The organism is Tessaracoccus lubricantis (genome assembly GCF_039544535.1).
In the GTDB taxonomy this organism is placed as follows: domain Bacteria; phylum Actinomycetota; class Actinomycetes; order Propionibacteriales; family Propionibacteriaceae; genus Arachnia; species Arachnia lubricantis.
This window is the reverse complement of sequence record NZ_BAABLV010000036.1, coordinates 1-12,255: the sequence shown is the minus strand read 5'-3', so window position 1 is coordinate 12,255 and position 12,255 is coordinate 1. Positions and strand designations below refer to the sequence as shown.

12 protein-coding genes are annotated in these 12,255 nt (G+C 68.8%); 8 read left to right on the top strand and 4 right to left on the bottom strand.

All coding sequences use genetic code 11. The features are described 5' to 3' along the window. The first annotated feature begins 80 nt into the window (after window positions 1-80). From ABEA30_RS11170 to ilvC, 4 genes are all read left to right on the top strand, one after another. Window positions 81-563 carry an aromatic ring-opening dioxygenase LigA gene (locus ABEA30_RS11170; RefSeq protein WP_345582835.1) on the top strand — a complete coding sequence of 161 codons (483 nt, stop codon included), beginning with the start codon at window positions 81-83 and terminating at the stop codon, window positions 561-563. Between the two features lie 271 nt (window positions 564-834). Beyond that, window positions 835-2,577 carry an acetolactate synthase large subunit gene (locus ABEA30_RS11165; RefSeq protein WP_386085184.1) on the top strand — a complete coding sequence of 581 codons (1,743 nt, stop codon included), beginning with the start codon at window positions 835-837 and terminating at the stop codon, window positions 2,575-2,577. Next, window positions 2,574-3,080, top strand: a complete 507-nt coding sequence (gene ilvN, locus ABEA30_RS11160) for an acetolactate synthase small subunit (RefSeq protein WP_345582833.1) — start codon at window positions 2,574-2,576, stop codon at window positions 3,078-3,080. Before ABEA30_RS11165 ends, ilvN begins: the two co-directional genes overlap by 4 nt. Before the next feature lie 43 nt (window positions 3,081-3,123). Next, window positions 3,124-4,152 (top strand): ketol-acid reductoisomerase, encoded by a 1,029-nt coding sequence (ilvC, locus tag ABEA30_RS11155; protein ID WP_345582831.1) that lies wholly within the window; start codon window positions 3,124-3,126, stop codon window positions 4,150-4,152. 34 nt (window positions 4,153-4,186) lie between these two features. Here ilvC and ABEA30_RS11150 read toward each other — a convergent pair whose 3' ends face one another. The 3 genes from ABEA30_RS11150 to ABEA30_RS11140 form a co-directional block, all read right to left on the bottom strand. Then, the gene (locus tag ABEA30_RS11150) at window positions 4,187-4,672 is read right to left on the bottom strand and encodes a DUF2383 domain-containing protein (RefSeq protein ID WP_345582829.1); all 486 of its coding nucleotides are present in this window, start codon (window positions 4,670-4,672) and stop codon (window positions 4,187-4,189) included. 102 nt (window positions 4,673-4,774) lie between these two features. Then, window positions 4,775-5,590: a hypothetical protein gene (locus ABEA30_RS11145; protein WP_345582827.1), complete on the bottom strand. Its 816-nt coding sequence runs from the start codon at window positions 5,588-5,590 to the stop codon at window positions 4,775-4,777. Window positions 5,591-5,595: 5 nt separating this feature from the next. Continuing rightward, on the bottom strand, window positions 5,596-6,060 hold the full coding sequence (locus ABEA30_RS11140) for a sigma-70 family RNA polymerase sigma factor (protein WP_345582825.1): 465 nt from the start codon (window positions 6,058-6,060) through the stop codon (window positions 5,596-5,598). 150 nt (window positions 6,061-6,210) lie between these two features. On the opposite strand from ABEA30_RS11140, the gene mgtE reads away from it, so the two are divergent. Next, the gene (gene mgtE / locus ABEA30_RS11135; protein ID WP_345582823.1) at window positions 6,211-7,575 is read left to right on the top strand and encodes a magnesium transporter; all 1,365 of its coding nucleotides are present in this window, start codon (window positions 6,211-6,213) and stop codon (window positions 7,573-7,575) included. Window positions 7,576-7,645: 70 nt separating this feature from the next. On the opposite strand, the gene ABEA30_RS11130 is transcribed toward mgtE, so the two are convergent. Beyond that, window positions 7,646-8,695, bottom strand: a complete 1,050-nt coding sequence (locus ABEA30_RS11130; protein ID WP_345582821.1) for a 3-isopropylmalate dehydrogenase — start codon at window positions 8,693-8,695, stop codon at window positions 7,646-7,648. A 129-nt stretch (window positions 8,696-8,824) separates the two neighbouring features. Here ABEA30_RS11130 and cimA point away from each other — a divergent pair, with 129 nt between their 5' ends. From cimA to ABEA30_RS11115, 3 genes are read left to right on the top strand one after another with little or no spacing between them, the layout of a single operon-like run. Beyond that, on the top strand, window positions 8,825-10,402 hold the full coding sequence (gene cimA / locus ABEA30_RS11125) for a citramalate synthase (RefSeq protein WP_345582819.1): 1,578 nt from the start codon (window positions 8,825-8,827) through the stop codon (window positions 10,400-10,402). Window positions 10,403-10,432: 30 nt separating this feature from the next. Then, window positions 10,433-11,236 carry a fumarylacetoacetate hydrolase family protein gene (locus ABEA30_RS11120; protein ID WP_345582817.1) on the top strand — a complete coding sequence of 268 codons (804 nt, stop codon included), beginning with the start codon at window positions 10,433-10,435 and terminating at the stop codon, window positions 11,234-11,236. Then, entirely contained in the window at window positions 11,233-12,168 is a 936-nt protein-coding gene (locus ABEA30_RS11115) for a CPBP family intramembrane glutamic endopeptidase (RefSeq protein ID WP_345582815.1), read from the top strand. Before ABEA30_RS11120 ends, ABEA30_RS11115 begins: the two co-directional genes overlap by 4 nt. The last annotated feature ends 87 nt before the right edge of the window (window positions 12,169-12,255 follow it).

Below are 12,255 nucleotides of genomic sequence, written 5' to 3'. Positions count from 1 at the left end.
GTAGCGGCCGGAGCCACCCAAAAGTGGCCTCTGACACCTCCAGGGTCTGAGGACCCACCAGATAGAAAGAGGGCTTCGAAATGAAGGCCACCAAACTTGTCGGCATCCTGTCGATCATCGCCGGCATTGTCCTCATCGTCGCCGGCGCCGTCACCTGGGGCACCGTCGCCTCGCAGCTCAAGGCCGAGGCCATCACCGTTCCCGGTGACTCGACCTTCATGAACGGCGCCTACGCGGGCAAGGAAGTCTCCGGCCCGCTGTCCGCCTTCGCCCAGGCCGACACCATCAACATGCACGCCCTCAAGGCTTCCGAGGGCAAGACCTACGCCGAGCTGGGCACCATGGCCCGCGAGGCCGAGGCCGCCGGTGACACCGCCGCCGCCGAGGAGTTCAACAAGCAGCGCACCACCGTGATGAACGGCTCCTTCCTCCGCGCCTCGCTCTTCACCTCGGTCGTCGCCTTCGGCGTCGCCGCGCTGGTGATGGGCCTGGGCGTCCTGTTCGGCCTCATCGGCTGGGCCCTGACCACCATCCGCCCGGCCGTCGGCCGCGTGGAGGCGTGATCTCGCAGCACTGAGTGCTCTGGAGCGGCGGGCCGGGTTTTCCCGGCCCGCCGTCTTATATTTCGGACCACGCGGCGCAATCGCTTGACAGTGACGCCGCCAGACGGGAGGGTTGACCCATGCCCAACACCAGCTGGCTCGTAATCATCTTCTAGCGCTTCTGCGATCACAGGATCCGAAGCGCTCCCTCGTGTGCCCCCTCGGGCAGCGGGGGTTTTTTCTTGGAAGACACATTCAGCTACGAGCCACTGCACATGAGAAGGGAGAGGCAATGGCGCAGACAGACGGTCAGCTCATGACGGGGGCCCAGGCTCTCGTCGAGTCACTCGAACGAATGGGTGTCGACGTAGCGTTCGGCATCCCCGGTGGCGCCATCCTCCCTGCCTACGACCCGCTCTACGACTCCAAGATCCGGCACATCCTCGTGCGGCACGAGCAGGGCGCCGGGCACGCGGCGGAGGGCTACGCGATGGCCTCGGGCCGCGTCGGCGTCTGCATCGCGACGTCGGGCCCCGGTGCCACGAACCTCGTGACGCCCATCGCCAACGCCTACATGGACTCGACCCCGCTGGTGTTGATCACCGGCCAGGTCAACAGCCACGCCATCGGCACCGACGCGTTCCAGGAGGCCGACATCCGCGGCATCACGATGCCGATCACGAAGCACAGCTACCTGGTCAAGCACGTCGAGGGCATCCCGCGCGCCATCCAGGAGGCGTTCCACATCGCCGCCACGGGCCGTCCCGGCCCGGTGCTCGTCGACATCGCCAAGGACGCGCTGACCAACTCGGCGCCGTTCGTCTGGCCGGAGGGCCTCGACCTGCCCGGGTACAAGCCCACCGTCCGGCCGCACGCCCGGCAGATCCGCGCCGCGGCGAAGATGATCTCCGAGGCCAGGCGTCCGGTCCTCTACGTCGGTGGCGGGGTCACGCTGGCGCGCGCCCATGAGGAGCTGGCCGAGTTCGTCGAGAAGACCCGCATCCCCGTCGTGACCACGCTCATGGCACGCGGCGCCATCCCCGATTCGCACGAGCTGAACATGGGCATGCCCGGCATGCACGGCACCGTCGCGGCCGTCGGGGCGCTCCAGAAGGCAGACCTGCTGATCGCGCTGGGCACCCGGTTCGACGACCGGGTCACCGGAAAGCTCGACAGCTTCGCCGTCGACGCCAAGGTGATCCACGCCGACATCGACCCGGCGGAGATCGGCAAGAACAAGAACGCCGACATCCCGATCGTCGGTGACGTCAAGCAGACGCTCGTCCAGCTCAACGAGGCCATCGAGGCCTATGAGGCCCCGCAGATCGATGCGTGGCGTCACCAGTTGGGCACGATGAAGTCGCGCTACCAGCCGCGCTGGGACGCCGCCCCCGACGGCCGACTGTCGCCGCAGGAGGTCATCCAGCGCATCGGGCAGCTGAGCCCGGCGGACAGCATCTACGCCGTCGGCGTCGGCCAGCACCAGATGTGGGCCGCGCACTTCCTGCCGCACGAGAAGCCGAACTCCTGGCTCAACTCCGGCGGCGCCGGCACCATGGGATTCTGCGTGCCCGCCGCGATGGGCGCGAAGGTCGCCAACCCGGACGCCACCGTGTGGGGCATCGACGGCGACGGCTGTTTCCAGATGACCAACCAGGAACTGGTCACGTGCGCGATCAACAACATCCCGATCAAGATCGCCATCATCAACAACAACGCCTTGGGCATGGTGCGCCAGTGGCAGTCCCTGTTCTACGAGGGCCGCTACTCCAACACGGACCTGATGACCGAATCGTTGCCGAACTTCCCGATGCTGGCGGAGTCGATGGGCTGCGTGGGCCTGCGCGCCACCAACGAGGTCGAGATGGAGGCCGCCATCCAGCAGGCCCTCGAGATCAACGACCGCCCCGTGGTCGTCGAGTTCGTCGTGCACAAGGACGCCATGGTGTGGCCGATGGTGCCTGCCGGCGTCAGCAACGATGAGATCCGCGTCGCTCGCGACATGGCCCCCGAGTGGGAAGAGGAAGTCCTGTGAAGACCCAGACCCTGTCCATCCTGGTCGACAACCACCCGGGCGTCCTGACGCGCGTCGCCGCGCTGTTCTCGCGCCGCGGGTACAACATCCAGTCGCTCGCCGTCGGCCCCACCGAGGTCGAGCAGCTGTCGCGGATGACGGTGGTGGCACAGGTCGACGATGCCGCCGCCCTCGAGCAGATCGTCAAGCAGCTCAACAAGCTCGTCGAGGTGCGCAAGGTCCTCGAGCTCGGCTCGTCGGCGGTGCGTCGCGAGATGATGCTGGTCAAGGTCCGCGCCGACGTGAACACCCGCAGCCAGGTCATCGACGTGGTGAGCCTGTTCCGCGGCAAGGCGGTGGACGTGTCGGCCGAGTCGATCACCATCGAGGCCACCGGCAGCGACGAGAAGCTCGCGGCGCTGCTGGAGATGCTGACGCCGCACGGGATCATCGAACTGGTCCAGTCGGGCCAGGTGGCGCTGGGTCGCGGCGCCAAGACGCTGTCCCAGAGCAAGTCCAAGTAACCAATAGACTCACCCCACATAGGTACATCAGTAAAGGATTCCCATGGCAGAGATGTTCTACGACAACGACGCCGACCTGTCGATCATCCAGGGTCGCCACGTCGCCGTCATCGGCTACGGCTCGCAGGGCCACGCGCACGCCCTCTCGCTGCGCGACTCGGGCGTCGACGTGCGCGTCGGCCTCCGCGAGGGCTCGTCCTCGCGTGCGAAGGCGGAGGCCGAGGGCCTGCGCGTCGTGTCGGTCGCCGAGGCTGTCGAAGAGGCTGACCTCATCATGATCCTGGCGCCGGACCAGGTGCAGCGCACCCTCTACAAGGAGGAGATCGAGCCGCACCTCACCAAGGGTGACGCGCTGTTCTTCGCGCACGGCTTCAACATCCGCTACGGCTACATCACGCCGCCGGAGGGCGTCGACGTGTGCATGGTGGCCCCGAAGGGCCCCGGCCACCTCGTGCGCCGTGAGTACGCCGACGGCCGTGGCGTGCCCGCCATCATCGCCGTCGAGAAGGACGAGTCGGGCAACGCCTGGCCGCTGGCCCTGAGCTACGCCAAGGCGATCGGCTCGCTGCGCGCCGGTGGCATCAAGACCACCTTCACCGAGGAGACCGAGACGGACCTCTTCGGCGAGCAGGCCGTCCTCTGCGGTGGCGCATCGGCGCTGGTGCAGGCCGGCTTCGAGGTGCTGACCGAGGCCGGCTACCAGCCCGAGGTCGCCTACTTCGAGTGCCTCCACGAGCTCAAGCTCATCGTCGACCTCATGTACGAGGGCGGCATCGCCAAGCAGCGCTGGAGCGTCTCCGACACCGCCGAGTACGGCGACTACGTCTCCGGCCCCCGCGTGATCGACGAGCGCGTCAAGGAGAACATGAAGGGCGTCCTCGCCGACATCCAGAACGGCAACTTCGCCAAGCGCTTCATCGACGACCAGGACGCCGGCGCGCCGGAGTTCAAGGAACTGCGCGCCAAGGGTGAGGCGCACCCGATCGAGGCCACCGGCCGTGAGCTGCGCAAGCTCATGAGCTGGGTCGCCTCGGATGACGCCGACTACACCGAAGGCACCGCGGCCCGCTGATCCCCGGACGGCGAACTGCCCCCAGTGACCACGGTCACTGGGGGCTTTCGTCGTCGAGCAGCAGTTTCGGGGCCTGTTTCAGCCACAGCTCCTCGAGCTCGGTCTCGTGGCTGCGGGCCCGTGCGAAGAGGTCGGTCAGTTGGCCACGGTCCAGCCCGGCGTCCCCGTCGATCTGCAGGAGGATCTGCCATCCCCTGGACTGCGCGTGCACTGCGTCCATCAGGGCCTCGAGCTCCACGACGTCCGACAGCGGCGAGCGCTTGGTGACCTCACGGTTCATCTTCATCCGGGTCACCTTCTCGCCGGCCTTCGCCATGAGGTCCTTGGCCGCGTTCGGCTTGGCGCCGAAGCGCTTCATGATCGCCTCCAGCTCGTCCTGCGCCTTCTCGATGTCCTGCGCGATGCGGGCCACGGCGGTGCGCACTTCGGGGTCCGAGTGGTATTCGGCCACGCGGTGGAAGCCGTCGACTCCCGCCACGGAGCCGCTGTGGTGGTCACGGAGGTAGGTCTTGAGGTACATGGGCATGCCTTTCGACGGGTCTGCCCCCGACGCTACCCATGGTCGGGGGCGGACCAGTCCACCTGTGCGGGTGGTCAGGCTCTGGCCAAGGCGGGCTCGGCGCTAGCGCAGCACGGGGTTGGCGATCTCAGCCTCCACGGCGGCGTCCCACGCGGGGTCGGTGAGGAAGGTGATCGCGTCCTCCGTGGTGAGGGGCAGCGGGCCCTCGCGAGTGAACTCCTCCGCCTTGGACCCGTCGCTGTACTCGCGCACCGTCCTGTTGCTGATGCTGAGGACGATCTCGTAGCCGTCGTCGCGGACGAACTGCCACGCCATCTGCTGGCCCGCCTTTCCATCGGCCGCCCCGTCCAGGACATGGACGACGCCTCCGTCGGCGACCACCTCGGTGCAGACCGGGGCCACGCACACGCCGGCCGGATCGGCGGCACTGAGCTGAACGCCCACCCTCACCGTCCCGTACTCGTCCTCCATGAGCCAGTGCGCGTAGGTCGGCTGGTAGGGGGCCGCGTCACCGTAGTCGTAGCTCTCTCCCAGGCGGTACTTCGCCTCCTCCGGCAGGAGGCTGACCATGATCTCCGCCACTTGGGCGTTCTTCTCCCGGAACGTCATGGTGGCCGGCTCCTGCGTCTCCTCCTCCGGACCAGTCGTCTCGTCCTGCGCCGCCCGGTCATCAGGTGCGCTCGGAGAGACGCTGGGCCGTTCGCCGGCGGTGACGGGCGCGGGTTCATCACGGCCGATGGCCGAGTCGATGGTGCGGTCGGCCATCGCGTAGGCACCGACGGCGAGGCCGGCGACGAGGGCCATCGCGGCGGGGGAGGAGCCGGCGCGACGCACGGCCAACTTCCTGCTGCCACGGCGCTGGGCCGTGGCGATGACGGTGTCGATCTCCTGGGGGGTCAGTTCGGTTCGGGATGTCATTGGGATCACTCCTGGAAAGCGGGCGTCAATAGAGGTGAGGTGCGCCTCCGGCTCAGGGTGCGCGAGGCGGTCTGCCGGACCCATGCCTCGGAGCGGCCGACGAGCAGTGCTACGTCGGCCACGGACATGTCGTCGACGTAGCGGGCCACGATCACGGCCCGTTGGCTGGGCCCGAGTTCCGACAGGGCGCGGGCCAGGTCGACGCGGAGGGCCGCGTCGGCATCTCGGGCGATCAGTTCGGGCAGTTCGTCGCTGACCAGTTCCTGGGCACTGCGCCGGCGACGGTGTGAGACGAACAGGTGGTACATCATGGTGCGGGCATAGGCGTCGGGCTCCCTGTCGAGGTCCACGCGGTCCCATTTCACGAACATCTGGGTGAGCGTGTCCTGCAGCAGGTCGTGTGCCCGGTGCCATTCGTCGTCAACAGGCGGGCCCGGCGGAAGAGCCCCGGGCTCGCGGTGCGCGCCCACGTCTCGAATCCGTTGCGATCGGCCATCCCGGCCCCCCTCTTTCCGTGCAGCATCGTCTCACTGTCACCTACGTCGATGGGCACCTGTTTCGTGACAGCAGTTCTCCGGCCCGGGGCTAGACTGCCTGAGGCTGGAGTGAGGGAGGGTGACATGGCGAGGGATGATGCATCGGTCGTGGAGCACGGATTCGTCCGGGACCTGACCAGGCTGATCGACGAGCACCGCCTCGACGAGGCGTCGGCGCTCCTGGCCGCCCAGCCCGACCACGTCCTGGGCAACGAGCTGGGCCGCCTCGACGACGTGCCCATGGCGATCGCCTTCCGGCTGCTGGAGAAGGACACCGGCATCGAGGTGTTCGAGGAACTCGACGGGTTCGACCAGCAGCGGCTGCTGGAATCCCTGCGTGACGAGACCTTCCACGACGTGGTGGAGGGCATGGATCCCGACGACCGGGCACGCATGCTGCAGGAGGCGCCCGCCAAGGTGGTCAAGGGCGTGCTGGCGGGACTGAGCCCAGCGGAGCGTGCGATGACCGCACGACTGCTCGGCTATCCGAAGGGCTCGGTAGGCCGGGTGATGACCCCCGAGGTGCTCGCCGTGCCCGCCCACGCCACCGCGGCGGAGGCGCTGGGGGTCGTGCGGCGCAAGGGCGGAGGCGCCGAGAACGTCTACACGTTGGCGGCCGTGGACCACGCCCGGCACGTCGTCGGGGTGGTCGAGCTGGGCAGCCTCGTGGTGGCGCAGCCGGAGGCCTTGGTCAAGGAGCTGGTGGAGCCGAACGCGGTGCTCGTGCACGCCGCGGAGTCGGCTGAGGACGCCGCGCGCCTCATGCGCGAGACCAATGCGTACAACCTGCTGGTGGTCGACAGCGAGGACCGGCTCGTCGGCATGCTCTCTGTCGACGACGCGCTCGAGGTCATCGAGGAGGCCGACAGCGAGGACGCCGCCCTGCAGGCAGGCTCCGCGCCCTGGGCCGGCCACTACATGTCGGTGGGGGTGTTCCGCTTGGCCCGCTACCGCGCCCTGTGGCTGTCGCTGCTGCTGGTGGCGGCCACGTTGACGGTCTCGGTGACGCAGGCGTTCGAGTCGACGCTGGTGCAGGTGGCCCAGTTGGCCCTGTTCATCCCCATGTTGATCGGCGCCGGCGGCAACGCCGGCGCGCAGGCCGCCACCGCGTCGGTGCGGGCACTGGCCATCGGCGAGCTGCGGTTCGCCGACCTGCCGCGGGTGGCCTGGCGTGAGCTGCGCGTCGGCGTGCTGCTCGGTCTCATGCTCGCGCTGCTGGGGCTGGGAGTGGGGGCGCTGTTCGTCGGCCCGAGGATCGCCCTCGTCGTGGCGATCTCGTTGGTGATCATCTGTGCCTGGGCCGCCACCATCGGCGGCGCCATGCCGCTGCTGGCCCGGAAGCTGCGGATCGACCCGGCCGTGGTGTCGGCGCCGCTGGTCACGACGCTGGTGGACGCCACCGGCCTGGTGATCTACTTCCTGATCGCCAAGGCCGTCCTCGGCCTGTGACCCGGCGGGCGCGGCGGCCCTTCGGCCCGACGCGCTGCTCGTTTCTCGCAGGCGCCGGGCTCAGGGGACGTCAGAGGCGCCCGGCGATCCGGTCGCCGATCTCCGTCGTCGAGAACTTGTCGGCGCCGCGGGCGGTGATGTCGGCGGTGACCGCGTCGTCGATCTTCTTCGCCAGTTCCGGCTTGCCCAGGTGATCGAGCAGCAGCGCCATCGACGAGATGGCCGCCGTCGGGTCGGCGATGCCCTTGCCGGCGATGTCGGGTGCCGAACCGTGCACGGGCTCGAACATCGACGGGAACTCGCCGGTGGGGTTGATGTTGGCGGACGCGGCCAGGCCGATGCCGCCGGTGACGGCCGCGGCCAGGTCCGTGACGATGTCGCCGAAGAGGTTGTCGGTGACGATCACGTCGAACTGGGCGGGGTCGACGACCAGCGCGATCATCGCGGCGTCGATGTGGAGGTACTTGGTCTCCACGTCCGGGAACTCGCGGCCCACCTCGGTGAAGATGCGGTTCCAGAGGCTGCCGGCGTTGACCAGCACGTTGTGCTTGTGCAGCAGCGTGAGGTGCCCGCGGCGCGACTGCGCGCGGCGGTAGGCGTCGCGGATGACGCGCTCCACGCCATAGGCGGTGTTGACCGAGACCTCGGTGGCCAGCTCCTGGGGGGTGCCGGTGCGCACCGAACCGCCGTTGCCGCAGTAGAGGCCCTCGGTGCCCTCACGCACCACGACGAAGTCGACGTTGCGGCCCTCGACGATGTGCGGGGCGAGGGGGGTGGGTACGCCCGGGTACAGCTTGGAGGGGCGCAGGTTGACGGCGTGGTCGAACGCGAAGCGCAGCTTCAGGAGCAGGCCGCGCTCGAGCAGGCCGCTCGGGATGGCCTTCGAGCCAGGGGCGGCGCCGACGGCGCCCAGCACGATGGCGTCGACGGACTTCAGTTCCCCGAGGACGGAATCGGGGAGCACCTCGCCGGTGCGCTGCCAGCGCTCGGCGCCGAGGTCGTAGTCGACGAACTCGAAAGTGTCCGGCCCCGCCACCGCGGTCAGCGCCTTGAGCGCCTCCGCGGTCACCTCGGGGCCGATACCGTCTCCGCCGATCACGGCGATCTTCGCTGAAGTCATGGCGGAAACCCTACGCGAGCCGACTTCCGCGACGATGCCCGTCTCAGGTGTCCGTCCACTGGCTGAGACGTCGGCCGAGCGGGTGGACAGCGTATTGTTCGTCCAGATTCCCGACCGCATGGAGACACTATGCCGACCCTGCCGGTGCAGCCCGCCGAGTTCCACATCTTCGACACCTCCCTGCGCGACGGAGCGCAGCAGGAGGGTCTCCACCTGTCCGTCAACGACAAGCTGAAGATTGCGGGCTACCTCGACGAACTGGGCGTCCACTTCATCGAGGGCGGTTGGCCCGGCGCCAACCCGAACGACACCGAGTTCTTCCAGCGCGCAGCGCAGCTCAGCCTGAAGCACTCGAAGCTGGTGGCCTTCGGCGCCACGCGCAAGGCCGGGGCGAAGGCCTCCGAGGACGTCCTCACCCGGGCTCTGGTGGATGCCGGCACCGACTACATCTGCATCGTGGCGAAGTCGCACGACGAGCACGTGTTCCGTGCCCTGCGCACCACGCTGGAGGAGAACCTGGAGATGGTCCGCGACACCGTCGAGTACCTGCGCAGCCAGGGCAAGCACGTCTTCGTCGACTGCGAGCACTTCTTCGACGGCTACCGCGCCAACCCCGACTACGCGCTGCAGGTGGTGCGCACCGCCCACGAGGCCGGGGCGGAGGTCGTCGTGTTGTGCGACACCAACGGCGGCATGCTGCCCAGCTGGATGGCGGAGGTGGTCCGGGCCGCCGCGTCGACGGGCGCGAACCTCGGCATCCATTGCCACAACGACACCGCGTGCGCGGTGGCCAACACCATGGCGGCCGTCGAGGCCGGCGTGATGCACGTCCAGGGCACGTTCAACGGGTACGGCGAGCGCACCGGCAACGCCGACCTCTCGGCGGTCATCCCCAACCTCCAGCTCAAGTACGGCTGGGAGGTGCTGCCCGCAGAGCAGCTGGCCGAGCTCACCCGCGTGGCGCACGCGATCGCGTTGGTGGCGCACCAACCCCTCGTGGGCCGCCAGCCCTACGTCGGCCAGTCGTCGTTCGCGCACAAGGCGGGCCTGCACGCCTCTGCGATCAAGGTGGACGAGAACCTCTACCAGCACATCGACCCTTCGCTGGTGGGCAACGACATGCGCATGCTCGTCTCCGACATGGCCGGCCGCGCCAACATCCAGATCAAGGGCGAGCAGCTCGGCTTCGACCTGGACGACCGGGAACTGGCCGCCAAGGTCACCGAGGTCGTCAAGCGGCGCGAGGCGGAGGGCTACTCCTACGAGTCGGCCGATGCCAGCTTCGAGATGTTGCTGCGCCACGAACTGGGCATCCTCGAACTGCCGTTCCAGGTCCAGTCCTGGCGCGTCTTCACCGAGGAGCGCGCCGGCGAGGACCTCTCGGAGGCCACGGTCAAGCTCACCGCCAACGGCGGCCGGTTCATGGTCGTGGGCGAGGGCAACGGCCCCGTCAACGCGCTCGACCACGCGTTGCGCTCCGCCCTGCAGCACACGTTCCCCGAGGTGGCGCAGTTCGAGCTCACCGACTACCGCGTGCGCATCCTCGACGAGGGCCACGGCACGGACGCCACCGTGCGCACCCTCATCGACACCGCCTACAACGGCTACGCCTGGACGACGGTGGGCGTGGGCACCAACGTGATCGAGGCGTCGTGGGAGGCGCTGCGCGACGCGCTGGCCTACGGGCTGATGACCTACGCAAAGTAGCGTCCACGGGGCTGCACTAGTGTGTGGCCCATGCGCATCGCTCGTTTCGCCAAGGCCGGACAGGACCCCGCCTACGGGGTCATCGAACTCGCCGTCGACGGGGGTGACCACCCCGACACGATCGCCACGCTGACGGGGGACCCTCTCGCCGGCGTGCCCGTCAATTACACGGGGGAGCGGCACGAGCTCGACGACGTGCGCCTGCTGTCGCCGGTGATCCCGCGCTCGAAGGTGGTCGGGGTCGGCAAGAACTATGCAGACCACGCCAAGGAGATGGGCGGGGAAGTGCCGTCCTCGCCGCTGCTGTTCCTGAAGCCGAACACGTCCGTGATCGGGCCGGGGGAGACGATCATCCGCCCCGCTGGCGTGGAGTCGCTGCACTTCGAGGGCGAGTTGGCCGTCGTCATCGGCCGCATCTGCAAGCAGGTACCGGTGGAGCGGGTCTCCGAGGTGATCTTCGGCTACACCATCGCCAACGACGTCACCGCGCGCGACTGGCAGGCCTCCGACGGGCAGTGGGCCCGTGCGAAGGGCTCTGACACCTTCCTGCCGCTGGGGCCGTGGATGAACACGCACCTCAGCATCGAGGAGGCCGAGCACCTGTCCATCGAGACGCGCGTCGGTGAGACCGTCCACCAGGACGGCTCCACCTCGCAGATGGTGCGTGGCATCGCCGAGCTCGTGAGCTACGTCTCCGGGTCCATGACGCTGCTGCCCGGGGACCTCATCCTCACGGGCACCCCAGCCGGCGTCGGGGAGATGCGGCCCGGCGACGAGGTGCACGTGAGCATCGACGGCCTGGGCACGCTCAGCAACCCCGTCGCCGACGCGTGAGCGAGGCCAGCGCGCCGCCCGCCCCGTTCCATCGGGGCGAGCCCACGGACCCGCCGCCGGGAGTGCCGTACCCGCGGGTCCTGCCGCGGGTCCCGTTCCTCGGCATGACGGTGACGTTCGGCATCCTGCTGGGGTTCTCGGCCTACGCGCTGCTGGTGCCGCTGGCCAACCAGGCGTTCCTGGGCATGGGCTTCGTGCTCAGGGGAGGGGGAGACTGGGCCGCCTACGTCGCGGAGGCCTCGGCCTACCGGCTGCCCGACGGGCCCGTCGCCGGCCATCTGGCGTTGGCGCTGCTGATCCCCGTCTCGCTGCTCCTGACCCGCTACGTGCACGGCCTGCGGCCGCGCTGGCTGCCTTCCGTGCAGCCGGGCATGCGCTGGCGCTACCTCCTGATGACGGTGGTGGTGGCCGCCGTGCTGCTCAACGCCGTCGTGTGGGCACAGTGGGCACTGGGCCAGATGCCGGACTTCCACGCCGGCCAGCCCGGCTGGCTGGGCTTCCTGTTGCTCATCATGGTCTCCTCACCGCTGCAGGCGGCCGCCGAGGAATTCTTCTTTCGTGGCTACCTCCTCCAGGCCATCGGCTCGGCCACGGGCCGTACCTGGGTGGGCGTCGTCGGCTCCGCGCTGGTCTTCGCGATCATGCACGGGCTGCAGAACCCCGCACTCTTCGCGCACCGGCTGGTGTTCGGGCTGGTGGCCGGGGGGCTCGTGGTGGTCACGGGCGGGCTCGAGGCGGCCATCGGTGCCCACGTCGTCAACAACATCTCCAGCTACGCCTATGCGCTGTTCAGCGTCAGCGTCGAGGAACTGCGCACGGTCACCGGCATCTCCTGGGCGGAGGCCGGCTGGAACATCCTGGCCTTCGTGCTGTTCGGCCTGGCCGCATGGTGGCTCGCGCGGCGCCTGAACCTGGCCACGAGTACTCCCTGAAAGCGGCTCCCGCGCCCGATCCCGTTGCCTCATGTCAAGATGCCCGCTTGGTTTGAGTCGTTGACTCACCTGAAGATGCCCGCGTGA

Coding starts and splice junctions, on each gene's coding strand:
- ABEA30_RS11170 (WP_345582835.1), top strand. CDS start 81: ATGAAGGCCACCAAACTTGTCGGCATCCTGTCGATCATCGCCGGCATT.
- ABEA30_RS11165 (WP_386085184.1), top strand. CDS start 835: ATGGCGCAGACAGACGGTCAGCTCATGACGGGGGCCCAGGCTCTCGTC.
- ilvC (WP_345582831.1), top strand. CDS start 3,124: ATGGCAGAGATGTTCTACGACAACGACGCCGACCTGTCGATCATCCAG.
- ABEA30_RS11150 (WP_345582829.1), bottom strand. CDS start 4,672: ATGTACCTCAAGACCTACCTCCGTGACCACCACAGCGGCTCCGTGGCG.
- ABEA30_RS11145 (WP_345582827.1), bottom strand. CDS start 5,590: ATGACATCCCGAACCGAACTGACCCCCCAGGAGATCGACACCGTCATC.
- mgtE (WP_345582823.1), top strand. CDS start 6,211: ATGGCGAGGGATGATGCATCGGTCGTGGAGCACGGATTCGTCCGGGAC.
- ABEA30_RS11130 (WP_345582821.1), bottom strand. CDS start 8,695: ATGACTTCAGCGAAGATCGCCGTGATCGGCGGAGACGGTATCGGCCCC.
- cimA (WP_345582819.1), top strand. CDS start 8,825: ATGCCGACCCTGCCGGTGCAGCCCGCCGAGTTCCACATCTTCGACACC.
- ABEA30_RS11120 (WP_345582817.1), top strand. CDS start 10,433: ATGCGCATCGCTCGTTTCGCCAAGGCCGGACAGGACCCCGCCTACGGG.